This is a genomic window from Brevibacterium sp. CFH 10365, from assembly GCF_009299785.1.
Classification (GTDB): domain Bacteria; phylum Actinomycetota; class Actinomycetes; order Actinomycetales; family Brevibacteriaceae; genus Brevibacterium; species Brevibacterium limosum.
In genome coordinates this window covers 258,530-282,527 of the sequence record NZ_VIGO01000001.1, presented here as the reverse complement: position 1 = coordinate 282,527, position 23,998 = coordinate 258,530, and the positions used below count along the sequence as shown (strand labels likewise).

Sequence of the window (23,998 nt, the reverse complement as noted above, 5' to 3'; positions counted from 1 at the left end):
ACTGTCGATGCTGATATCAATACGTTCTGATTTATGAACATATCCGAATGGATTGAGACTGACAAGGGGGCGTCTCAATGAATGGGCGGCGAACCGACGGGCTCGGTGGGCGGTCGACAGGGTCAGCTGAACTCACCGGACGGTCGGCAGGACCGCCTCGGCGACGTCGAGGACGGTGTCGAGCGCTGCGTCCTGGTGATCGAGGCGGTAGGCCAGGTAGAGCTGTGACGCCTCCTGGGGCACGTCGAGCGGTACGCCCGAGATCCGCGAATCGAAGCCCGCGGCAACGGAGTCGTAGGTGATCGTGATGCCCATTCCGGCGGCGACGAGCGCCGAGATCGACTGTGAGTCCGGGGCCTCCTGGACGATGCGCGGGTTGAATCCGGCGTCGAGGCACAGGCGCATGGCGGTCTCGCGCAGGTTCGAATTCGGTCGGGCCGGCAGCATCACGAAGGGCTCGTCGGCGAGCTCGCTGACGTCGATGGTCTTCCGTCCGGCCAGGCGGTGGGCGGCCGGCATCGCCGCGCAGGGGCGTTCGATCGCCACGGGGCGCCCGGCGATGAGCGGCGGGCGCCGCCGCCAGCGGACGAGCGCGAGGTCGAGCGTGCCGTCCATGATCCGTTCGAGTCCCTCGTCGGCATAGACGGTCGATTCGAGATGGAAGGCGATTCCCGGACTGCGCTCGTGCGAGGCGGTGACAAGCGATGCGGCGAGGTCGCGGGAGGACGGATGCGAGTAGCCGAATCTCACGCGGCCGACTTCGCCGCTGGAGGAGCGGTGGACGGATTCGATGGCGGCCTGCTGGGTGGCGAGCATGTGCTTGGCCGGTTCGAGCAGGGCCTCGCCGGCGGGGGAGAGGCTGACCGAGCGGGTGGTGCGCTGGAACAGCGAGGCCCCGAGCTCGGCCTCGAGGGTGCGGATCGTCCTGCTCAGCGGCGGTTGGGCCATGCCGAGGCGTTCGGCGGCACGGCCGAAGTGGAGTTCCTCGGCGACGGCGACGAAGGCGCGGATCTGCTGCAGCTCCATAGTGTTCTCCTGTGTCAGGCGACCGCTGGGCGGATGTCTTCATTATTGCATGAAATGGCAATAATCACAGAAGTGTTTTGCAGTTTTGGGTAATTGCTATAACCTGCGAACCATGGACAGTGACACAGTCGTCAGCTTGCCGCAGGCCATCGAGCGGTATGTCAGGGACGGAGCCACCGTGGCGCTCGAGGGGTTCTCCCACCTTATCCCGTTCGCCGCCGGGCACGAGATCATCCGCCAGGGCATTTCCGGGCTCACCTTCTGCCGGCTGACCCCCGACCTGCTCAGCGACATGATGATCGCAGCCGACTGCGTCGACCGCCTCGTCTGTTCGTTCTTCGCCTCCGGTTCGGCCGGCAGCCTCTACGAGGTGCGGCGCCGGATCGAAGCTGCTGATCCCAGACCGCTGGCCGTCGAGGAGTACTCGCACCACGCGATGACGCTGCGCTACCACGCGGGCGCGGCCAGACTGCCGTTCGCGCCGCTGAACTCGTTCGTCGGATCCGATATGCCGGGCATCAATCCGGACATCCGCTCCGTCGTCGATCCGTATTCGGGCAGGCGCATCCATGTCGTGCCTCCTCTCAACCCCGGCGTCACGATCATCCACGCCCAGCGTGCCGACCGGCGCGGGAACGTCCAGATCTGGGGCATCACGGGCACCCAGCAGGAAGCGGTCTTCGCCGCCGAGCACGTCATCGTCACCGTCGAAGAGATCGTCGACGACGAGGTGGTCCGCTCGGACCCGAACCGCACCATCATCCTTGCCCATGCCGTCGATGCCGTCTGCGCAGTTCCGACCGGCGCACACCCGTCCTATGTGCAGGGCTCGTACGACCGCGACAACGCCTTCTACCGGGAATGGACCGCGATCTCGAAGGATCCCGAGCGGCTGCAGGAATGGCTCGATGTCCACGTGCGCGGCACCCGCGATCATGCCGAATACCTCGAGTCGATCGGCCATGATCGCCTCCGGGGTCTGCTCGTGGACCCGCGCCCCTCGGGCGTGGTCGATTACGGACGCCGTACCCAGCCGAGCGAAGGGAGCCTGAGATGAGCACCGCCTCGGCGAGGGAATTCACCGAAACCGAACTCATCGTCTGCGCGGCCGCGAAGATGCTCGCCCGCAGCCGAACCGTCTTCGCTGGGGTCGGGCTGCCTACGCTGGCCGTCGACCTCGCTCACCGCACGCTCAACCCGGACATCGAGCTCATCTACGAATCCGGGGTCGCCGGCGCGCACCCCGAGTCGATGGCCGAAGGCATCGCGGACTCCGTCGTCGTCTCCGGCGCCGAGGCGGTCGTGAACATGCATGCCCTCTTCGGCTACGTGCTCCAGGGTGGGAACGTCGACGTCGGCTTCCTCGGAGCGGCGCAGGTGGACCGGCACGGTTCGCTCAACACCACAGTCATCGGCGACTGGGATTCGCCGAAAGTGCGCCTGCCCGGATCCGGGGGAGCCGCCGACATCATGGCCAATGCCGGCGAGGTCTTCGTCATCGTCCGCCGCCACGATCCTGCCGCCTTCCCGGCCGACCTCGACTTCGTCACCTCGGCTTCGCCGGTGCGTGCGGCCGAGCATCCCGACTTCCTCCAGCCGCGCGGATTCGGCGTCTCCACCGTCATCACGCCGCTGGGGATCCTGCGGCGGCGCGAGCGCCTCGGCGAACTCGAGCTCACCGAGGTCCATCCCGGAGTCACCGTCGAGCAGGTCCGGGCCGCGACCGGCTGGGATCTGGCCGTCGCCGAGGATGTCACGCAGACCCAGGCGCCGACGCCTGAGGAGATTCGGCTGCTCCGCGACGAGATCGATACGGTCCGCCTCTACCTGCGGTGAGGTGCGTGCGGGGCGGATTCTGCGCGCTCAGAGTTGTCGATTGTGATTCGGTACTGCCTTCTCTGAACTGCTCACCGAGGAACGTGAGCAGTTCAGAGAGAGGTGTACCTTGACCACGCAGCGTGATGCGGCCCCGAGCCCACCATGGACTCGGGGCCGCATCGTCGTAGAGGGCGGGCCTCAGGGAGTGACCGGAGCGCGCACCGGACCAGGTTCGGAGTCCGAGTCGGCTTCCTCTGCTGCGAGAGCCGCGGCGAACTCCGCTTCGTCGGCGGCTTCGGCCTTCGAGTTCTCGCTTGCCGTCCAGCCGGTCTTGTTGAGCAGGATGAGGGTGCAGACGAGGGAGACCAGCGCATAGCCGGCGCTGAGGATCGCCACCGGAACGATGGATCCCGAGCTCGTGTACATCCACTGCGCGGCCGCAGCGGTGCCTCCGCCCACGGTCATCGAGCACAGCTGGTAGGCCAGGGAGATGCCGGTGTATCGGACCCTCGTGGGGAATGCCCGTGCGATGATTCCGCCGATTCCGGCGTAGAACAGCGAATGCGGAACGGTCGCGGCGGCCATGGCTGCGAGGGCGATCCCGGGATGGCCCAGCTCGATCGCGAAGAACATGAGCGGCATGAGGACGAACTCCGGCAGGATGATCCAGAAGATCGCCTTGCGCATGTCCTTGACCCGGTCGAGGATGATCGCGCCGAAGGGCTGGACGATGAACTGCACGACGAGTGCGAGGGTGACGACGGCGAGGAACGTCGACGAGCTGTAGGCCCAAGAGTGAGAGGTGTCCGTGGCCCACGCAGTGGCGAAGGTCGTCTTGAGATAGGTGACCTGGATGAGCGGCAGCGCACCGGCGCCGAGGAGGATGAGCGCCCAGTGCTTCTTGATCGCCTCGACGGCAGGGACCTTGACGACGGCGTCCTTCTTCTTCGCGGCCTTCATGTTCTCCGGCTCTTCGAGTCTGAGGCGGATGACGAGACCGATGACGATGAGGAAGATCGACGCGAGGAATGCGATCCTCCAGCCGAAGAGGAGGAACTGCGGGGTCGGCAGGAGCGCGAGGACGAAGAACATGCCCGAGGAGATGAGGTTTCCCGCCGGCGAACCCTGCTGAGCGAAGGCCGAGTAGAGGACTCCCTTGCCCTTCGGGGCGTTCTCACTGGCGATGAGCACGGAGCCGCCCCATTCGCCTCCGACAGCGATGCCCTGCAGGATGCGCAGACAGGTGAGGATGATCGGAGCGGCGATGCCGATGGTCGCATATCCCGGCAGCAGGCCGACGAGGAACGAGGCCGCGCCCATCATGACGAGGGTGACAACGAGTGTCTTCTTCCGCCCGTACTTGTCGCCGAAGTGGCCGAAGATGATTCCGCCGAGCGGGCGAGCGAGGAAGCCCGCCCACAGTGTGACGAAGGAGAGCAGCGTGCCGACGCCGGCGGGCAGAGTGTCGGGGAAGAAGACGTGCCCGAACACCAGCGCCGAGGCGGTCCCGTAGATGTAGAAGTCGTACCACTCGATGGTGGTTCCGACGAATGATGCGATTCCGGCTTTGCGAGCGCGTTTCGCGGTGTTGACCGAATCAGACATGCGATTCCTCTCAGGTGGAGCGTCATTGCGCCTACCGATGCCAGGGGTCGAAGACGAGGTATCGGTGCTCGTTCACCGTAAGTTGCCCACCAGGTCCGCGCAAACATATTCTGGTTATGATGGCATAACCCGAAGTGATGATGGAGCTGAGTTCCCTGGTGTTCTGTGGCCTACCGGGCCGTAGAGTCGGCCGTGGGAATTTTCGCTGATACCAGCTCCGATGGCCGCACAGCTCATTGTTGCGCGCTGAGTATCAGAGGAATGATTCGACATCGCCGAGGCGGCCCTGGCAGAGCATGAGCGCCCGGTACCGCCCGGGGTCCGGGATGTCCGCAGCGCACGACGCGGGAGCACGAATCCCGGGGCAGGATGACCGCGGTGGTTCAAGTGTCGAGGAGCGGGCGCACGAATCCCGGGACAGGGTGACCGCGGACGTTCAGCTGTCGAGTGGCGGACGCTCACTCGCCGACAGGGTCGGCCAGTGATTCCGAGGCGATGACGAGGTCGAGGGCGAGGTCGCCGACGAGCGTGGACTGGTCTTCCCGGCGGACGGTGATCCACGCCTGCGGGGCGTTCGGGCGGGTGCCGACCCGCGTGAAGACCAGCCGCTCATCGCCGTGGTAGCTGCGCGCCACGGGCGAGGGGACGAGGGAGACGCCGAGTCCGTGGGCGACCATCTCCACGGCCGCCGACCAGCTGGCCGTCCGGTGGTGGATCTGCGGTTCGAATCCGTGCGTGCGGCAGATGCCCACGACGGTGTCGTGATAGATCGGGGAGGCGCTCTTGCGGAAGATGACGAACGGGGAATCGACCGCCTCGGCGATGGTGGTGACCTGGGAATCCGCCGGGGCGCACAGCCAGAAGGACTCCCGGGCCGCCGGAGTGCACACGACGCCGGGATGCTGGAGGGGCATGTGACCGCAGGCGATGTCGATGTCGTGGCCGAGCAGCATGTCCGACTGCGCCGCCGAGGTCGCCTCCTCGGTGGTGACGAGGATGTCCGGATGCGCAGCGGAGAAGTCCGTGATCGTCTGCGGCAGGCCGCGGTGGAGGAATGTGGCCACGGTGCCGATCGAGATCGACGTCGGTGCCCCGGTGTCCACCGCCGCCGCGAACTCGTTGAACCGGTGCGCCGCACCCACGGCGGACTTCGCATACGGCAGCAGCGCCTCGCCTGCCGCGGTCAGCTTCGTCACGGGGCTGCGGTGGAACAGCGGTTTGCCGACGAAGTCCTCGAGTCTTCTGAGTTCGGCGCTCAGCGCCGGCTGGGAGATGTTCACGGCGTCGGCGGCGGCCTGGAATTTGCCGTGCTCGGCCAGCGCGATGAAGTACTGGAGACGCTTGAGACTCGGTTCAGCCATAACTGGAGATTATCAGGGATAAGAGAAATGTCTTTGCCAGCCGCAGAACTGCGGGCGTAGCGTCGAAGCAGCTATCAAAGGAGATTATCTTGCGTGAGACTGTCCCGACGCCCGACACGACCATGACCCCCGTGCCGGACAGCCGCGGCATCGACCGCTTCGCCGACGACAAGTCGCTTAAGGACCTGCTGCCGCTCTACCTCGAGGAGAAGCTGCTCGCGCACCTGCGGCCGGTGTTCGAGGACCTCGGACCCCGCCTCGGCGGCGAACTCGACGACCTCGCCCACGATGCCGACGTCAATCCTCCGATCCTCCAGCACCGCATCCGCAGCGGTGCCGATCGGCAGTCGATCGAGATCCACCCGGCCTATCGTCGCCTGCAGGAAGTGGCCTTCGGTGAACTCGGGATGGCCGCGATGAGCCACCGGCCCGGCGTCTTCGGCTGGGAGGCGCCGCTACCACCGGTGGCGAAGTACCTCTTCTTCTACCTCTTCGCACAGGCCGAATTCGGCCTCGAATGCCCCGTGTCCATGACCGATGCGCTCACTCGCACCCTGCGCAAGTTCGGTTCGCCCGACCTCATAGACCGCTATCTGTCCGGTCTGACCAGCACGGATCTCGACAACCTGACGCAGGGCGCAATGTTCATGACCGAACAGGACGCCGGTTCCGACGTCGGTCGGGCCGCGACCACAGCCGTCGACAACGGTGACGGCACCTGGGCGCTGACCGGCGAGAAGTGGTTCTGCTCGAACGCCGATGCCGAACTCGCCATGGTCCTCGCCCGCCCCGAGGGCGCGAAGCCCGGCATCAAGGGAATCGGCCTCTTCCTCCTGCCCCGCACCCTGCCCGACGGTTCGCAGAACGCGATGCGCATCGTCCGCCTCAAGGACAAACTCGGCACGCGGTCGATGCCCAGCGGTGAGATCAGCCTGCAGGGCGCGACCGCCTACCTCGTCGGCGATGTCGGACAGGGGTTCGTGCAGATGGCCGACATGATCAACTCCTCACGCCTGTCCAACGGCGTGCGCGCCGCCGGACTCATGCGCCGTGCCTTCGGGGAGTCGAAGTTCATCTGCCGCAATCGCGAAGCCTTCGGCACCACCTTGGCCAAGCTGCCCCTGCAGCGTCGCCAGCTCGCGAAGATCATGACGACCACGGAGCAGGCGCTGTCGATCGCGCTGCACACGTCCGTCGTCTTCGCCCGCGCGGATGCGGGGGATGCCGAGGCCGCCTCGGTGCTGCGCATCCTCACCCCGCTCATGAAGTTCCGCGCCACCCGCGACGCCCGCAAGGTCACCGCCGATGCGATGGAGATCCGCGGCGGGGTCGGCTACATCGAGGAGTACGGCGACGCCCGCATCTTCCGCGATGCCCAGCTCGGGTCGATCTGGGAGGGCACCTCGAACATCGTCGCCCTCGACGTCATCCGCGCCGCCCACCGCTCGGGTGCGCTGAAGCCGCTGTTCCTCCACCTGGAGAATCTCCTCGCCGAGGCGGCCGACCTCCCGGCCGTGTTCCGTGAGCAGGTGAGCGCGCTGAGTTCGGAGCTGCTGCACGGGATCGAATCCACGCCCGAAGGTGCAGATCAGGCGCGCGTGCGTCAGCTGGCCACCGCCGCCTACAACCTCGTCACCGCGGTCATCATGGCCTGGGAGGGCACCCGGGTCGGTGCCGATCGCGGCGATTGGTCGCGCCTCGTCACCGCCTCCCTGGTCCTGCGGCACAAGCTGATGCCGCAGAACCCGCTGGTGCCCGTCGTCGAAGACGATGCCGTCCTCGATGCCCTCATCGACGATGTCGGCCTGAGTCGGGACGAGGCGTTCGCGGCTGTGGAGGACATCCTCGGCGAGGGCGGCTTCGATCGACCCGACCACGAGGGGACTGCGCGCCGCGGCGGGAGTGCCGAATGAGCGCGGGAGCGCTCGCCGGGATCACCGTCGTCGATCTCTCGCGCATCCTCGGCGGGCCCTACTGCACACAGATCCTGGCCGATCACGGCGCCGACGTCATCAAGGTCGAGCCGCCGGCCGGCGATGATACGCGCAGCTGGGGGCCGCCGTTCGTGGCACCCGAGGTCTCGAGCTACTTCGCCGGGATCAACCGCAACAAGCGGATGATGGCCCTCGATCTGCGCACCGAGGAGGGACAGGACGCACTGCACGGGCTGCTGGCCGGTGCCGATGTCCTCGTCGAGAACTTCAAGACCGGGACCCTGGCGAAATGGGGCCTCGACCCCGTCGAGGACATACCTCACCGCTACCCGCACCTTGTGCACGCCTCGATCACCGGCTTCGGCGATGACGGCCCGCTGGGCGGGCGGCCCGGCTACGACGCGATCATCCAGGCGATGTCGGGACTGATGTCGGTCAACGGAGACTCATCGACAGGGCCGATGCGCATCGGCATGCCCGCCGTCGACATGGTCACCGGACTCAACGCAGCCATCGGAGTGCTCATGGCGCTGCAGGAACGGGTGACCAGCGGGCGCGGTCAGCGGGTCGAGACGACGCTCTTCGACTGCGGGATCTCCGTCATGCACCCGCACCTGCCGAACTTCTTCGGCGGCGGGTCGGTGCCGAAGCCGACCGGCAACGACCATCCGAACATCGCTCCGTACTCGGCGTTCGCGACCGGTTCCGGGCAGGTGTTCATCACGGCCGGAAACGACGGACAGTTCGCCAGGCTCGTCGACCACCTCGGCGCTCCGGGCCTGGCTGAGGATCCGCGCTTCGTCGACAATGCCGCGCGCCTGGGCAACCGGGACGCGCTGCGGACCGAGCTCGAAGCGCTCATGGCGGAAACCTCCGCGGAGAAGCTGGCCGAGGAGCTCATGGGCATCGGCGTGCCCGCCGGACCGATCCTCGATGCCGCCGAGGTGGTCGAGCACCCGCATACCGCGCACCGTGAGATGGTCGTGGAGTTCGACGACGGCTGCCGCGGGGTGGCCTCGCCGATCAAACTCGCCCGAACCCCGGCCAGCTACCGGATCTCACCGGTGCAGGGGGTCGCGGGGGGCTCTGGCGGCGACTCCCGGGTCGACGCAGATTCTGTCGACGTCGAGTCGGCAGGTGTCGGCGATCAATTGGATGCTGAGCAGCACGCATTCTCGACAAGCCGAAATGCGTCCGCCTGAGGTCACGAGTCCAGTACTTCCTCGGCGAATGGGACGAAGCGATGCAGACCGCGGAGACGGGACTGCGCATCTGCGATGACGCGAACATTCCGCTGCTGGCTCAGCTGCCGCAGTGGACGGCAGCCGAGATCAGGCTCTGGCAGGGACGTCCCGTCGACGAAGTGATGAGCCGAGCCGGACACGGCGCCATCCTCAGCGACTATCTGGCGATGCAGGTTCCGGCCCGTCTGGCACGCTCGGTCGCCGCCGATCTTCGAGGAGAACACTCGCGCCGACTCTTCATCGCGGAGAAGACGGTGCAGTACCATCTCACGCACATCTACGAGAAGTTCGGGATCCGGTCGCGCACGGAGTTGGCGGCGGTCCACCTCGGCGACGGCATCCCCGAGCTGTGACGGTCCGGTCGTCCTGGATGGACACCGAAACGGCACACCCTGCTCTGAATCGCTCACGTTCTTCAGTGATGATTCCAGAGAAAGGTGTGCCATTTCGCTTCGGAACTGTCGGGCCGCGTCTCGGCCCGCTGTGGATCAGCGCTGGGGGTCGAGAACGAAGTTGTAGGTGACCATCTCACCCTCGGCGTCCGGATTGGGCTGCGGATCGAGCATCAGCTCGGGCTTGACGGCCGAGGCGATGTCGTCGTCGTTGTGCGGATCGCCGGGGAAGTACAGCTGCGAGGTGATGAGCTGGTGATCGGGCGCATACACCTTGAAGTGCATGTGCGCCGGACGCCAGGCGTGCCAGCCGGCCGCCTCGATGAGCTGACCGCAGGCACCCTCGGTGGGGATCTGGTAGGGCGCGGGCCGGATCGTGTGGATCTCGTATTCGCCGGCCTCATTGGCCACGAAGGTGCCGCGCAGGTTCCACTCGGGCAGTCCGGGCGCGAACTGGGAATAGAAGCCGAAGTTGTCGGCGTGCCAGAGCTCGAGCTTGGCCCCTGGCAGCGGCTCCCCGCTGACGGACGTGACCTGTCCCTTGAAGACGAACGGAGTGCCCGGCTCGTCGGAGCGCATCGGGATCGTGTCGTTCCAGGCGAACTCGGGGGAGTCCGAGACATAGTAGGGGCCCTCGATGGTGCCCTTCGAACCCTCGCGGTCTTCGTTGGCGACCTCTTCGACGGAGTGTTCGAGCCAGACGTCGAGGAACAGCGGCCATTCGCCGTCCTCACCGACCTTGATCAGCCACGCCTTGAGCGCGTTGTACTCCTCGTAGCTGACCTGCTCTTCGAAGACGAGATCGTTGAGGGCTTTGATCGCCTTCCCGGCCAGCAGGGCGACCCGCTCGTGGTCGACGACTCCGCCGGAGCCGGCGCGAGCCTGACGCTCACGGAACTGGGCGGAGGCATTGGCGCCGGAATCGGCGGCCTTGGCGTCGACCTCGGCGGTGAAGCTGTTCTCTGACATGTGTCTCTCCTTTGATACAGTGCCGGATCGGTTCCGGCGTCGAGATTTTCTGGTGAACGGGGCTCTGTCGGCCGTCAGCGGCGCGGCGAGCGCCGGCTGCCTGCCTCAGATATGAGATGGATGGGCGGCCAGCGGGGTGACGGCGATCTTCATATGGGGGAAGAGCGGCAGACCGCTGAGGATGGTGTGGAGTTCGTCGTGATCAGCGACGTCGAAGACCGAGTAGTTCGCATATTCGCCGGCGACTCGCCAGATCTCCTTCCACCTGCCGTCGCGTTGGATCTCCTGCGAATAGTTCTTCTCACGGGCCAGCAGCTCGGCGGTGTCGTCTGCCGACAGATGCTGCGGCAGCGTGACGTCCATTCTGACGAGGTAGAGCATGTTCTCTCCTTCGAGGTTGAGGTCGGGGCCGGGTGGTCGGGGTGAGGGGGCGGTTCGGGTTATCGGTCGATGCGGTATCGGGCGAGCTTGTCCTCGTCGATGATCGTGCCGACGCCGGGCACGGTCGGGGCATGGACCCGTCCGTCGGTGATCTCGATCGGGGAAGCGATCAGGTCATCGGCCATGTCGAGGAAGTTCGAGAGTTCGGCGGGCCACCGTGAGGAGTGTTCGAAGGCCGCACCGAAGGTCACCGTCGCAGTGCTGCCGAGCTGGGTGTCGATCTGATTGCCCATGAGGACGTCGAGGCCGAGCGCCTCGGCGTAGGACAGGATCTTCTGGGATTCGGTGAACCCGGTCCGGGCGGTCTTGATCGACAGCGCGCTGGCTCCGCCCGTATGGATCTCGCGGGCCGCGGCGCCGAGGTTCGGTGCCGATTCGTCGGCGACGATGGGAATGGGGGAGGCCGCGACGAGGCGGCGTCGTCCGAGGATCTCGTCGGCATCGTCGGGCTCTTCGAAGAACCGCAGGTCGAGGCCGGACGTGGCTTCGAGCACCTGCGCGGCCTCGGTGGCGGTCCATCCGCGGTTGGCGTCGAGATAGAGCAGCACATCGTCGCCGAGCTCTTCTCTCAGAGCGGCGACGAGTTCGACGTCGAGGGAGACCGGACGCCTGCCGACCTTGATCTTGAACGACCGCACTCCGTACGTCTCGGTGAACTTCTGCGCCTCCTCGACGACCGCCTCGGTGGGGGAGAATCCGAGCATATGGGAGACCTCGAGCGAATCGGCGAACCCGCCGAGGAGACGGTGGACGGGGGTGTCCAGCGACTTGCCGATGAGGTCCCACAGGGCGATGTCGACCCCGCCCTTGGCCGTCTGGTTGCCGATGGTGCGGTGCAGCCGGGAATGGATGAGGGCACGGTCGAGCGGATCGGCGCCGAGCAGCGCCTCCGAGAACACTCCGTTCACGATGCCGACGACGGATTCTTTTGTCTCCCCGTAGGTGTAGGGACGCGGTGGGATGTCCGCGCAGCCGACGAGGCCCTCATCGGTCGTGATCCGCAGCAGCACGTGCTCGATGTGGTGGACCTCGCCGCTGGCGAACCTGAGCGGTTTGCGCATGGGAATGCGGTACGGGACGGCTTCGACGCCAGTGATCTTCACGCTGGCTGCTCCTTCTCATCGGCGGTGGGGTCGTCGATGTTCTCGCCGACGACTTCGGTGATGATCTCGATCATCCGGGTGATGGTGCGGGTCTCCTCGTCGGTACGCCAGACGACGGTCAGGTCGGTGCGCGGCGCCTCGTCGATGGTGCGGAAGCGGACCCCGGGGATGCCGAGGGCGGTGGCGGTGTGGGGGACGATCGCGGCGCCGAGACCTGCGGCGACGAGCGACATCAGCGTCGATGTCTCCGAGGCCCGGACGGAGTAGTCGGGGCGCGAGCCGTGTCGGCCGAGGAATTCCGCGGTCATCTTCGACAGCGTCGAATTCTCGGGGTATCCCACGAGGGCGTGCTCGCCGAGTTCGTCGGCGGTGATCGATTCGGGCGCATCGAGGGCGGAATCCGAGGGCACCGCGAGGATGGAGGGTTCGCTGCCGATGACGCTGCTGCTCAGCCCCTTCGCCTGGGTGTCGCCGCGCAGCAGAGCGATGTCGATGCTGCGGTCGAGCAGGCGGTCGACGAGCCGGGGAGTGACCATCTCTCCGCTGACGTTGAGCTGCAGCTTCGGTGCGGCGCTCGCCGTGCGTCGCACGATCTGCGGCATGATCCCGTACGTCGTTGACCCGGTGAAGCCCAGTCGCAGCGGACCGGTCAGCCCCGCGCCGATGAGCTGGACTTCCTTGCCGAGGGCGTCGAGGTGGGCGAGCACGCGATCGGCCTCCTCGAGCAGGTGAGCTCCGGCGTCGGTGAGCGTCACGGAGCGGGTGGTGCGGTTGAGCAGAGTGGTGCCCAGCTGCCTCTCGAGCTTGCGGATCTGCTGCGACAGGTACGGCTGTGCGAGATTGAGGCGTTCGGCGGCCCGCCCGAAGTGCCGCTCGCGCGCGACCATGGAGAAGTACTCCAACTGCCGTGTCTCGAGTTTCATCGGGTGCCGACCAGTTCGGTCGCCTCCGCGGCACTGGCCATCCGGATGCCCCGGAAGCGTGCGGCATGGGCGAAGTCGTCGAGGTCGAGGCGTTCTCCTCGGTGGGCGGAGATGCGCAGCGCCAGGCGCAGCACCATCTTGATGTCACGGGCGGTGATGTCGGGGAACTCCGCGACGAGTCGGTCGAGGAGATCGTCGCCGAGCTCCACCTCGTTGCCGGCGGCCATGATCTGCCAGATCTGGCGGGCATCCTCGGCGGACGGGGCCTGGTAGTCGATGACGGCCGCGCAGCGGGCCAGGATCGCCTCGTCGACGCCGTTCGTGCGGTTGGTCGTGAGGAACAGGAGCCCGTCGAAGTATTCGAGAGTGCGGAGGAACTCCGCGACGATGGCGTTCTGCGTGAGGTCGAAGCCGCGTTCGAGGACGAAGACGTCGGCCTCGTCGAGCAGCAGCACGGCACTCCAGCGCTTCGCCCGATCGAAGATGATCTCGAGGTTCTTCCGCACCGCCTCCGGCGTGATGCCCAGTGAGCCGGAGTGAATGGAGTAGAGGGGTTTGCCGATGACTTCGGCATAGACCTCCGCGGTCAGGGTCTTGCCGACTCCGGGGCGGCCTTTGGCGAGGATGACGTTGCCGGCGGACTTGCCTTCGATGATGTCGCCCGTGAAGACCTCGATGTCCGTGGTCAGGATGGTCAGCAGCTCCCGCTGCTCGGGCGGCAGGACGAGCTTGTCCTGGAGCGTGGGGTCGTATTCGTAGGCACGCAGGTCCCCGGTGTTGACATCGAGATAGTCCTGGGCCGCGAGGTCGAACACGCGCACCGCGGTGAGGACGGGGATCGGTCCGTATTCGCCGGCGTCGAAGAGCACCGAGGCGCTGACTCCGCGCAGACCGGCGATCTCGTCGGGGGCGACGTCGTTGACGACCTTGCGGCCGCTGCGCCGGTTGGCCGCACGGTGGTCGTCGGTGCGGATGGCGCGGCCGGTGAACATGTACTGGCGGCCGAATCCGTGGTCGATGATCTCCTGGAAATCCGCGCGGCGTCGGGCGTATTCGTCCTTGAGCTCGGGGGATTCGCGGAAGGCTCCGGCCGCGGTGAGCGCCTCTTCCGGGGTCTTGCCGACGATTTCGGTCTCCTCGAAATAGAGGATCCGCGGTGCTCGGGAGGGTCGTTTGACCGTGGGATTGTCGGCTTCGAGCGTGAGCTTCACGCGGGGGCCGCGCGTCTTGTCTCCGTGCTCGACGTCGATGCTCACGACGAGATACGGGTGGACATAGCCGTCGGACTCGCGCAGATAGAGCCAGCCGTCGATGCGGGCGGCCCGCAGAAATTCGCGGAAGATCTCAGCTGCCGAGGCGATGTCCGGGATGACCGGGCATTCGCCGCTGCGACTGGAGCGCACGGCTGCGACGGTGCGCTCGAATGATTCCTCGCCGAGGATGTTCGCCCTCTGCGCCAGTTCCTCCAGTGCCGCGTCGGTGAGCTCCCGGTCCGGGATCCCGATGTCCTTCGACCGCCAGTTCTGCGCCCTGGTGCGGGTCGTCAGCAGGGCGTCGGACTCGGTGGCGGCTACGACGGCGGTGGGTGCGATGAACATCGTTGTTCCTCTTTCGAAGGTGTGGGTGGAGCGTGATCGTGGGGGATGGGTCGTCCGGGGTGAGGTATTGCCCATGACCTTATGCGGTTCGCATCTTGATTTAAAGGATCGAAAACGTCTTGATTGAGAAGTAGGTGTAATGAATCGAGGTGGGGCCGGTCGAAGGGGCGGGGTGACCGAAGGGATCGGGCAGCTGGATGGATCAGGCAGCTGGATGGATCGGGCGGCCGGATGCGGTCGGTTGCTGACCGGTTTCGCTTATGTCCGAGATATCGGACGGAACTTGATCCGGGCCACTTCCGCATTCTGCTCCAGTCGTCAGAATGGATGGTGTAGTCAGAGCCGACAGCGCAGGGGAGCCCACACCTCGGCGCGACGGCGAAGCGGCAGCCAAGCATCCGCCTCGTCGGACACAGCGACAAGGAGAATCCCATGACCACCAAGCCGTCGTTCACCCAACACGACCCGTCCCGCGTGATCCGCGCCGACCGCGGAACCGAGATCACCGCGAAGTCGTGGCAGACCGAAGCGCCCAAGCGCATGCTCATGAACAACCTCGACCCCGAGGTCGCCGAACGCCCCGAAGACCTCGTCGTCTACGGCGGCACCGGCCGTGCCGCCCGGTCCTGGGAAGCCTATGACGCGATCGTGCGCACCCTTGATGACCTCGAGGACGACGAGACCCTCCTCATCCAGTCCGGCAAGCCCGTCGGTGTCATGCGCACCCACGAATGGGCCCCGCGCGTGCTCATTGCGAACTCCAACCTCGTCGGCGACTGGGCCAACTGGGAGCACTTCCGCGAGCTCGAGGCCGAGGGCCTGATGATGTACGGCCAGATGACCGCCGGCTCCTGGATCTACATCGCCACCCAGGGCATCCTCCAGGGCACCTATGAGACCTTCGGCGCCATCGCCCGCAAGCGCTTCGACGGAACGCTGGCCGGCACCCTGACCATCACCGCCGGCTGCGGCGGCATGGGCGGAGCCCAGCCGCTGTCCGTGACGCTCAACGGCGGCGCCTGCCTCATCATCGACGTCGACAAGACCCGCCTCGACCGCCGCAAAGGCAAGCGCTACCTCGACGAGGTCGAAACGGACCTCGACACCGCACTGGCCAAGGTCATCGAAGCCAAGAAGAACAAGCAGGCCCTGTCGGTCGGGCTCGTCGGCAACGCCGCCGAGATCCTCCCGCTCATCCTCGACCGCCCTGAGGCCGCCGAAGTCGACATCGTCACCGACCAGACGTCGGCCCACGACCCGCTGTCCTACCTGCCCGTCGGAGTGAGCGTCGACGACTGGCACGACGAGGCCGAACAGGATGCGGAGAAGTTCACCATCCGCGCCGAGGAGTCCATGGCCAAGCACGTCAAGGCCATGGTCGAATTCCAGGACCGCGGCGCCGAGGTCTTCGACTACGGTAACTCGATCCGCGACGAGGCCCGCAAGGCCGGCTACGACCGTGCCTTCGAATTCCCCGGCTTCGTCCCCGCCTACATCCGTCCCCTCTTCTGCGAGGGACTGGGACCGTTCCGCTGGGTCGCGCTGTCCGGCGATCCGAAGGACATCGAGGTCACCGACCAGGCGCTGAAGGAACTCTTCCCGGAGAACGAACACCTGGCTACGTGGCTCGACGCTGCCAACGAGTACGTCGAGTTCGAGGGTCTCCCGGCCCGCATCTGCTGGCTCGGCTACAAGGAACGCCACCAGGCGGGACTCCTGTTCAACCGGCTCGTCGCCGAAGGCAAGATCTCGGCCCCGATCGTCATCGGCCGTGACCACCTCGACTCCGGATCGGTGGCCAGCCCCTACCGTGAGACCGAATCCATGCTCGACGGCACCGACGCCGTGGCCGACTGGCCGCTGCTCAATGCCCTGGTCAACACCTCCTCGGGTGCTACCTGGGTGTCGATCCACCACGGCGGCGGCGTCGGCATCGGCCGCTCCATCCACGCCGGACAGGTCTCCGTGGCCGACGGCACCGAACTGGCCGCCCAGAAACTGGCGCGCCTGCTCACGAACGACCCGGGCATGGGCGTCATCCGCCACGTCGACGCCGGCTACGACCGCGCCGCCGAGGTGGCCGAAGAACGCGGCCAGCGCGTGCCGATGATCCCCGAGCTCGATCGACGCGACGAGGAATCCGCCGCACAGTAAGCGGCCTGCGGTCCAAGCAGGCTCTTTGGTACACGCTGTTGCGAAATGCTCACGTTCCTCGGGGGCATTTCAGAGAAAGGTGTACCAACGTGGAATCCACAGTACGAACCCGCTGAATAGCTCGGAAAAAGTCGAGCAGCACAGGTTTGAAACTGTGCTGCTCGACTTTTTGTGTGTCGCGGGGAGTTGCCGACCGCGAGTCATCGGCCGCCGCCCACCCCTATTCGTCGAGGAAGAGGTCGAGTTCGAGGTCGTCGGGGCCGTGACCGACAGAGCCGGGCCGTGACGGATCGTGTGCATAGACGGACAGATCCGTGACGCCCCGAGCCTGCAGCACCTCGTCGTCGATGAAGAAGTTGCCCGTGACCTCGCGCGGATCGGAGGTGAGGATCGCCCATGCGGACTCGGCCATGATCTCGGGCTTGCGGCTGCGTGCCATGAGCTGCTCGCCACCGAGGAGGTTGTTCACAGCGGCCGTCGCGATCGTCGTCCGCGGCCACAGGCTGTTGGCCGCGACTCCCGACCCGCGCAGCTCTTCGGCCAGCCCGAGCGTGACCAGCGACATCCCGTACTTCGCCATCGTGTAGCCCAAGTGCCTGCCTGCCCACGCCGGATTGAGGTTGAGCGGCGGAGACAGCGTGAGCACATGTGCGGCATCCGAGACCTTCAGGTGTGGGATGGCGGTCTTGGCCAGCAGGAATGAGCCGCGCGAGTTGATCGAGTTCATGAGATCGAACTTCTTCATCGGCAGGTCCTCGGTCGAGGAGAGGTCGATGGCGCTGGCGTTGTTGACGACGACGTCGATCCCACCGAAGGTCTCCGCGGTCTGCTCGACCGCCTCGGCGACGGATTCCTCGCTGCGGACATCGCCGACGATCGGCAGGGCCTTGCCGCCGGCCGCTTCGATCTGCTCGGCCGCGGTATAGATCGTGCCCTCGAGCTTCGGATGCGGTTCGGCGGTCTTCGCCAGCAGTGCGATATTCGCCCCGTCCTGGGCCGCGCGCAGAGCGATCGCCAGACCGATCCCACGGCTGCCGCCGCTCATGATCATCGTTCGACCGGCCAGCGAACGACCGGACTCTCCTCCAGCGCCGAGGTTGTTGTCAGTGGTCATCGTCCGTCTCCTCTGTCGGTGGAACCACGATCGTGTCCGTGAATCGGTGGACGTCGTCGGTATGCTGCCAGGCTACTCGTCGCCGGGGCGTGTGCCCAGGCCGTCACACCCGCTGTCGAGGGGTCATCTCCGACGGGGGCCTGGCCTGTTCCCATGGCTCACGGGCAAATCAATCCTGTCCGTGCCCGGACCACCCGCACGGGCACGACCACCGATTGTCCGAAATATCGGACAATTATCGGCGAGAGCGGTTCTGCCCCGCCATCGGGCGGTCCATACTGAGAGGGAACCACTCTCGATCGGAAAGGGCCGACCGTCATGCAGCTCATCACCGGGATCAGCGAATTGGTCGTCAACGACCTCGACGCACTCGGAGAACTCGGCGTCATCACCGATGCCGCCCTGCTCATCGACGACGGTCGAGTCGTCTGGTCCGGACCGTCCGCTGAGGCGGACACAGCGCTGCAGGAGCACTTCATCGATGCCAATGCGAATGCTCCAGCATCCCCGCGGGCCGATGTGGCCACGGTCAACGACGATGACATCGTCAATGGGGAAGTCACCTCGGTTGGTGGGTTGGCCGAAGTCGAAACCATCGACCTCGGCGGCAAGGCCGTCATCCCCGGCTTCGTCGACAGCCACAATCACCTCATCTTCGCCGGTGACAGGTCCGAGGAATTCGCCGCCCGGATGGCCGGGCAGAAGTACTCGGCCGGGGGAATCGCCACCACTGTGGCCGCCACCCGCGCCGCCACCGAGGCCGAACTCGAAGCCAACCTCGTCCACCTCCTCGACCAGGCGAGGCGGCAGGGAACGACGACCTTCGAGATCAAATCCGGCTACGGACTGACCGTTGCCGATGAGATCCAGGCCCTCGACATCATCAACCGGCACACCGAGGAATCGACGCTCATCGCCGCCCACGTCGTCCCGCCCGAGTTCAAGGACGATCCGGAACGCTACGTCGACCTCGTCGTCGACGAGATCATCCCGGCAGCCGAAGGCAAGGCGAAGTGGGTCGACGTGTTCTGCGAAACCGGGGCCTTCACCGAGGATCAGACGCGGCGGATCATCGACGCCGGCAAGACCGTCGGAATGAAACCTCGGTTGCACGCCAATCAGCTCACCGAGGGTGGGGCGCTCAAGCTCGGGGCCGAACTCGGCTGCGCGTCCGTCGACCACGCCACCTTCGCGACCGATGAGGACCTCGCCGTCCTCGCCGAGGCAGGCACCGTCGTCACCCTGCTGCCGAGCATCGAGTTCTCCACCCGCCAGCCCTACCCCGACGCCCGCCGCTACGTCGACGCCGGAGTCGCGCTGGCCATCGCCACCGACTGCAATCCCGGCTCCGGGTTCTCCAACAGCATGCCGTTCGTCATCGCCATCGGCGTCCGCGATATGCACTTCACTGTCGAACAGGCGGTGTGGGCGGCGACCGCCGGCGGAGCCAACGCTCTGCAGCGGACCGACGTCGGCCACCTCGGTGTGGGAGCCCGTGCGGACCTCGCCGTCCTCGACGCGCCGAGCTGCCGGCACCTGGCCTACCGGCCCGGTGTCCAACTGGTCGAACGCGTCTACTCCGGCGGCGAGCTCATCGTCGACAACCGCCCACAGGTCTGAGACGCACAGACGCCGTGGGCACTTCCGCGCTTTCACCGGCTGAAGCCACCACACGAAGCGCATAACAGCAACACACGAACGTTTCACTCAAGCAACCGAAAGGTCCCAGATGTCAGTCTTCATCGATCTCGACCCCGACACCCTCACATTCGCCCAGGTCGTCGAGGTCGCCCGCCACGACGCGAAGGTCTCCCTGAGTGAGGCCACACTGGCCCGAGTGAACAAGTACCGCGAGGCCATCGACGCCCTCGCCCAGGCCGAGAAGCCCGTCTACGGTGTCTCCACCGGATTCGGGGCACTCGCCCAGCGGCACATCCCCGCCGAACTGCGCACTCAGCTGCAGAAATCCCTCATCCGCTCCCACGCCGCCGGCGTCGGCGAACCCGTCGAACGCGAAGTCGTGCGGGCGCTGATGCTGCTGCGCGCCCGGACGCTCGCCACCGGTCGGGCAGGCGTCCGCGCCGAGGTCCTCCAGACCTACGTCGACCTGCTCAACGCCGGCATCACCCCGGTCGTCCACGAATACGGATCGCTCGGCTGCTCGGGCGACCTCGCGCCACTGTCGGCCTGCGCGCTCGTCGTCATGGGCGAAGGCGTGGCCGAAGGACCCGACGGAGTGGCAGGCCCCGCCGATGAGATTCTCGCTGCCGCCGGCATCACCCCGGTGACGCTGGCCGAGAAGGAGGGCCTCGCGCTCGTCAACGGCACCGACGGCATGCTCGGCATGCTCATCATGGCCCTGACCGACCTGGAGAACCTGCTCACCGCCGTCGACGTCTCCGCGGCCATGAGCATCGAAGGACTCTTCGGCACCGACGCCGTCTTCGCCCCCGAACTCCACTACGCGCTGCGCCCGCACGACGGTCAGGCCGCCTCGGCCGCGAACATGCTCGCCTCGCTGGCCGACTCGGGCATCACCGCCAGCCACCGCGACTCCACCCACCTCGTCCAAGATGCGTACTCGATGCGCTGCGCCCCGCAGGTCAACGGTGCCGCCCGCGATGCCGTCGCCTTCGCCATGCAAGTGGCCGAGCGCGAACTGCGCGCAGCCATCGACAACCCGGTCGTGCTCACCAACGGAATGGTGTCCTCGAACGGCAACTTCCACGGCGCACCCCTGGCCCACGCACTGGACTTCCTCGCCATCGTCGCCGCCGACGTCGCCTCGATGTCCGAGCGTCGCACCGACCGGATGATGGATGTCGCCCGCAACCAGAACCTCACCCCGTTCCTCGCCGATGATGCCGGAGTCGACTCTGGCCTGATGATCGCCCACTACACGCAGGCAGCCATGGTCTCCGAGGCCAAACGGGGCGCGACACCGGCCTCGGTCGACTCGATCCCGTCCTCGGCGATGCAGGAAGACCACGTGTCCATGGGCTGGTCGGCCGCACGCAAGCTGCGCAAGGTCGTCGACAACCTCACCTCCGTCGTCGGCATCGAACTCTATGCCGCATCCCGAGCCTGCGATATGCGGGAAGCAGCACCGGCGCCGGTGACCGGAGCCGTGATCGCAGCGATCCGCGAGACCGTGCCCGGACCCGGCCCCGACCGGTTCCTCTCGCCCGAACTCGCCGAGACCATCGCGAAGGTCAAGGACGGGACGCTGGTCGCCGCCGCGGAGTCGGTGTCACCGTTGAACCACACCGTCACCTCCGCTGCCGGAACCTGGCAGCCGGTCGGCGGCGGACCGGCCGTCAACGACCCCGAGTTCACGGCGCTGGGCAATCTCGAAGCCGCAGCCGAAGCATCGGGAACGGACGCCGCCACCACCCACCAGGACTGACCCAGGGCCCGGGCGATCGTCGAGACCCCGAGTCCGGGCGATCGTCGAGCGGCCCCGACTATCGGATCGGTGCATGACCGGTCCCTCCCATCCGGGCCCTGCTGCCGAGGCCAGCCGACTATGGGACCGACGCATCACCGGATCCGACTGATTTCGAACGGAGTGAACTGCCAATGAGCGATGTCGTCTCGCTGCTGAGCCAGATCGAGGACACCGGCCGCGACACCCGCGGCCCGGGTTACCAGCGGCCCGGGTTCTCGGCCACCGAACGGGAGCTGCGTGAGTGGTTCCTCGCCGAGGCGGCCCGCCGCGGCCTCGACACGGAGATCGACGCCAACGGCATCACCTGGGCCTGGGCGACCCCGCAGGGCGCGAATGCCGTCGTCACCGGATCCCACCTCGACTCCGTCCCCGGCGGCGGCGAGTTCGACGGACCCCTCGGCGTCGCCTCGGCGCTGGCGGCGTTCGACGTGCTCAAGGCCTCCGGTGCACTCGAACGGTCCACCCGGCCCCTCGCGCTCGCCGTGTTCCCCGAGGAGGAAGGCTCACGCTTCGGTGTCGCCTGCCTCGGTTCGCGACTGCTCACCGGTGCCATCGACGCCGACCGGGCACTCGGTCTCAAGGACGCAGCCGGCGACACCTTCGCCGACGTCGCCCGTGGCTATGGCCTCGAACCGGATCGGATCGGGCGTGACCAGTCTCGGCTGGCCGGAATCGGTTCCTTCATCGAACTCCATGTCGAACAGGGCGTCGGTCTGGTGGGCACCGAGCAGGCCGTCGCCATCGGCTCCTCGATCATCGGCCATGGGCGGTGGCACTTCTCCTTCTCTGGTCAGGGCAACCATGCCGGCACGACGCCGATGAGTCATCGCGCCGACCCGGTGGTCGCGGCCTCCCGATCGATCGGGGATATCCCGACCCTAGCGGCCGCCACTGACGCGAGCGCCGTGGCAACCGTCGGCCGTACGCTCATCCATCCGGGCGGAACGAATGTCATCGCCTCGGCCATGAGCTTCTGGCTCGACATCCGCCACCCCGACGACGCCGTCGTCGAGCAGGTGCTCGAGGCCATCAGCCGCCGGGCCCGCCAGCACGCCTCCGACGGCGGGGTCGAGGTGAGCATCTCGCAGGAGTCGTACTCGCCGACGACCCACTTCACCGCCGACCTCAACTCGCGCCTGACCTCGGTGCTGCCGGATGCGCCGCTGCTGCCCTCAGGTGCCGGGCACGACGCCGGAATTCTTGCAGCCCATGTGCCCTCGGCGATGCTCTACGTCCGCAACCCGACCGGTGTCTCCCACGCTCCCGAAGAGGCCTGCGAGGTCGACGATCAGCGAGCCGGAGTCGATGCACTCGTCAAGGTGCTCGCCCGCGAACTCGGGGTCGAAGACGCACTCGCCGACGGTGCCGCCGGAGGCCCGACGACAGGAGGTGCGCAATGAGCACCCGCTACTGGTGCGAATCCGCCTGGGTCGACGGAGCCGTCACCCGCGGAGTCCTGCTGAGCGCCGATGACACCGGAACGCTGACCGCCGTCGAAACCGGGATCGATACCGCACCCTCCGACGCCGAGGCGGTGCACGGGTTCGTTCTGCCCGGCGGAGTCAACGCGCATTCGCATGCCTTCCACCGGATGCTGCGCGGCCGCACCCACGGTGACGGCGGCACCTTCTGGACCTGGCGCGAGGTCATGTACTCCGTCGCCGCGAAACTCGACCCGCAGTCCTACGAGACGGTGGCCCGCGCCGTCTTCGCCGAGATGCTCGCCGGCGGATACACCTCGGTGGGCGAATTCCACTACATCCACCATGCCCAGGACGGGACGCCGTACGGAATCGACCGTGCCCGCGGGGACGGCGCGGATCCGGTCACCGAGGCCGCCGAACACACCGAACGTCCCCGCGGGGACGCGGACGCCGGTGCCGGGCCTCGAGCCCACGCGATGGAACGGGCGCTGGCACGGGCGGCCGCCTCGGCGGGGATCCGAATCCGACTCCTCGACACCTGCTACCTCACCGGCGCCATCGACGCCGAACTCTCGGCCGAACAGGCCCGATTCGGCGACGGCACGATCGACGGCTATATGGACCGGCACTCTGCCCTCGCCGAATCCTTCGCTCAGGAATTTCCCGTCAACGCTCCAGGTGAGAGCTTCGTGCACGTGGGGGCGGCCATTCACTCGATCCGCGCCGTGCCCGCCGCGAACCTTCCGAGGTTCACCGAACTGACCGGGCCCGTGCATGTGCACCTGTCCGAACAGCCGGCGGAGAACGAAGCCTGCCAGGCCGCGTACGGTGCCACCCCGACCGAGGTGCTCGCCCGCTCCGGAGCCGTCGACGACCGGCTTTCGGCCGTTCACGCCACCCACCTCAGCGATGAGGACATCGCGCTCCTCGGAGGCTCACGCTCGACGATCGTCATGTGCCCGTGCACCGAGGCGGACCTCGCCGACGGTATCGGACCGGCGCGGGAACTCGCCGACGCCGGAGCCGTGATCTCGCTCGGCTCCGACCAGCACGTCGTCCTCGACGCCCTGCGGGAGGCCCAGGGGCTCGAGGCCGGCGAACGCCTGCGCTCCGGACAGCGCGGACGCTTCTCCCCAGCCGAACTCATCACGGCGCTGACCGAAGGCGGGGCGCACAGCCTCGACCTTCCCGTCGGCTCGCTCGAGGTCGGGAAGGCGTGTGACTTCGTGGCCCTGCGCAGCGACAGCATGCGCACCATGGGATCACTGGACGAACAGATCATCCTCACGGCCACCTCGGCGGATGTGCATCTGACCGTCAGCGGAGGCCGGGTCCGCGTGCGCGACGGAGTGCACACCGACCTCGGCGATATCTCCGAACTCCACGCGCAGGCCTTCGCAGCCTTGGAGATGGAGGGCTGAGTCGTGGCTGAGGTCGTCGGAGC

General features: G+C 66.8%; 19 protein-coding genes. 10 read left to right on the top strand and 9 right to left on the bottom strand.

Translation table 11 applies throughout. The features are described from left to right. Window positions 1–132 precede the first annotated feature (132 nt). Window positions 133–1,026: a LysR family transcriptional regulator gene (locus tag FHG09_RS01155; RefSeq protein WP_152345863.1), complete on the bottom strand. Its 894-nt coding sequence runs from the start codon at window positions 1,024–1,026 to the stop codon at window positions 133–135. Window positions 1,027–1,138: 112 nt separating this feature from the next. On the opposite strand from FHG09_RS01155, the gene FHG09_RS01150 reads away from it, so the two are divergent. Together FHG09_RS01150 and FHG09_RS01145 are read left to right on the top strand one after the other, a co-directional pair. Further along, window positions 1,139–2,083, top strand: coding sequence for a CoA transferase subunit A (locus tag FHG09_RS01150; protein WP_152345862.1), 945 nt, complete (start codon window positions 1,139–1,141; stop codon window positions 2,081–2,083). Further along, window positions 2,080–2,862, top strand: coding sequence for a CoA-transferase subunit beta (locus FHG09_RS01145; protein ID WP_152345861.1), 783 nt, complete (start codon window positions 2,080–2,082; stop codon window positions 2,860–2,862). Before FHG09_RS01150 ends, FHG09_RS01145 begins: the two co-directional genes overlap by 4 nt. Window positions 2,863–3,042: 180 nt before the next feature. Here the strand turns inward: FHG09_RS01145 and FHG09_RS01140 are convergent, their stop codons facing one another. Further along, window positions 3,043–4,449 (bottom strand): MFS transporter, encoded by a 1,407-nt coding sequence (locus FHG09_RS01140; RefSeq protein WP_152345860.1) that lies wholly within the window; start codon window positions 4,447–4,449, stop codon window positions 3,043–3,045. A gap of 458 nt (window positions 4,450–4,907) precedes the next feature. Continuing rightward, window positions 4,908–5,810, bottom strand: a complete 903-nt coding sequence (locus FHG09_RS01135; RefSeq protein ID WP_152345859.1) for a LysR family transcriptional regulator — start codon at window positions 5,808–5,810, stop codon at window positions 4,908–4,910. A gap of 89 nt (window positions 5,811–5,899) precedes the next feature. On the opposite strand from FHG09_RS01135, the gene FHG09_RS01130 reads away from it, so the two are divergent. From FHG09_RS01130 to FHG09_RS01120, 3 genes are read left to right on the top strand one after another with little or no spacing between them, the layout of a single operon-like run. Continuing rightward, complete coding sequence (locus tag FHG09_RS01130) at window positions 5,900–7,723, top strand: acyl-CoA dehydrogenase family protein (protein ID WP_227492474.1); 1,824 nt, start codon at window positions 5,900–5,902, stop codon at window positions 7,721–7,723. Then, entirely contained in the window at window positions 7,720–8,946 is a 1,227-nt protein-coding gene (locus FHG09_RS01125; RefSeq protein WP_152345858.1) for a CaiB/BaiF CoA transferase family protein, read from the top strand. The genes FHG09_RS01130 and FHG09_RS01125 overlap by 4 nt, the downstream gene beginning before the upstream one ends. Window positions 8,947–8,987: 41 nt before the next feature. Further along, window positions 8,988–9,341, top strand: coding sequence for a helix-turn-helix domain-containing protein (locus FHG09_RS01120; RefSeq protein WP_152345857.1), 354 nt, complete (start codon window positions 8,988–8,990; stop codon window positions 9,339–9,341). 135 nt (window positions 9,342–9,476) lie between these two features. Here FHG09_RS01120 and catA read toward each other — a convergent pair whose 3' ends face one another. The 5 genes from catA to FHG09_RS01095 form a co-directional block, all read right to left on the bottom strand. Further along, a complete protein-coding gene (gene catA / locus FHG09_RS01115) occupies window positions 9,477–10,349 on the bottom strand; it encodes a catechol 1,2-dioxygenase (protein WP_152345856.1) in 873 nt (290 codons plus the stop codon). 105 nt (window positions 10,350–10,454) lie between these two features. Further along, entirely contained in the window at window positions 10,455–10,730 is a 276-nt protein-coding gene (gene catC / locus FHG09_RS01110; RefSeq protein WP_152345855.1) for a muconolactone Delta-isomerase, read from the bottom strand. Between the two features lie 59 nt (window positions 10,731–10,789). Further along, the gene (locus FHG09_RS01105) at window positions 10,790–11,893 is read right to left on the bottom strand and encodes a mandelate racemase/muconate lactonizing enzyme family protein (protein WP_152345854.1); all 1,104 of its coding nucleotides are present in this window, start codon (window positions 11,891–11,893) and stop codon (window positions 10,790–10,792) included. Beyond that, window positions 11,890–12,816, bottom strand: coding sequence for a LysR family transcriptional regulator (locus FHG09_RS01100; RefSeq protein ID WP_152345853.1), 927 nt, complete (start codon window positions 12,814–12,816; stop codon window positions 11,890–11,892). Before FHG09_RS01100 ends, FHG09_RS01105 begins: the two co-directional genes overlap by 4 nt. Further along, window positions 12,813–14,414, bottom strand: a complete 1,602-nt coding sequence (locus FHG09_RS01095; RefSeq protein WP_152345852.1) for an AAA family ATPase — start codon at window positions 14,412–14,414, stop codon at window positions 12,813–12,815. The genes FHG09_RS01100 and FHG09_RS01095 overlap by 4 nt, the downstream gene beginning before the upstream one ends. 432 nt (window positions 14,415–14,846) lie before the next feature. On the opposite strand from FHG09_RS01095, the gene hutU reads away from it, so the two are divergent. Further along, entirely contained in the window at window positions 14,847–16,568 is a 1,722-nt protein-coding gene (gene hutU / locus FHG09_RS01090) for a urocanate hydratase (protein WP_152345851.1), read from the top strand. A 220-nt stretch (window positions 16,569–16,788) separates the two neighbouring features. Here hutU and FHG09_RS01085 read toward each other — a convergent pair whose 3' ends face one another. Next, window positions 16,789–17,682 carry an SDR family oxidoreductase gene (locus FHG09_RS01085; RefSeq protein WP_152345850.1) on the bottom strand — a complete coding sequence of 298 codons (894 nt, stop codon included), beginning with the start codon at window positions 17,680–17,682 and terminating at the stop codon, window positions 16,789–16,791. 318 nt (window positions 17,683–18,000) lie between these two features. Between FHG09_RS01085 and hutI the strand changes: the two genes are divergently transcribed. From hutI to FHG09_RS01065, 4 genes are all read left to right on the top strand, one after another. Further along, window positions 18,001–19,302: an imidazolonepropionase gene (gene hutI, locus FHG09_RS01080; protein WP_193627234.1), complete on the top strand. Its 1,302-nt coding sequence runs from the start codon at window positions 18,001–18,003 to the stop codon at window positions 19,300–19,302. Between the two features lie 109 nt (window positions 19,303–19,411). Then, window positions 19,412–21,088 carry a histidine ammonia-lyase gene (gene hutH, locus FHG09_RS01075; protein WP_152345849.1) on the top strand — a complete coding sequence of 559 codons (1,677 nt, stop codon included), beginning with the start codon at window positions 19,412–19,414 and terminating at the stop codon, window positions 21,086–21,088. Between the two features lie 173 nt (window positions 21,089–21,261). Then, window positions 21,262–22,530, top strand: coding sequence for an allantoate amidohydrolase (locus FHG09_RS01070; protein WP_152345848.1), 1,269 nt, complete (start codon window positions 21,262–21,264; stop codon window positions 22,528–22,530). Continuing rightward, window positions 22,527–23,975: an amidohydrolase family protein gene (locus FHG09_RS01065; RefSeq protein ID WP_152345847.1), complete on the top strand. Its 1,449-nt coding sequence runs from the start codon at window positions 22,527–22,529 to the stop codon at window positions 23,973–23,975. The genes FHG09_RS01070 and FHG09_RS01065 overlap by 4 nt, the downstream gene beginning before the upstream one ends. Window positions 23,976–23,998 lie beyond the last annotated feature (23 nt).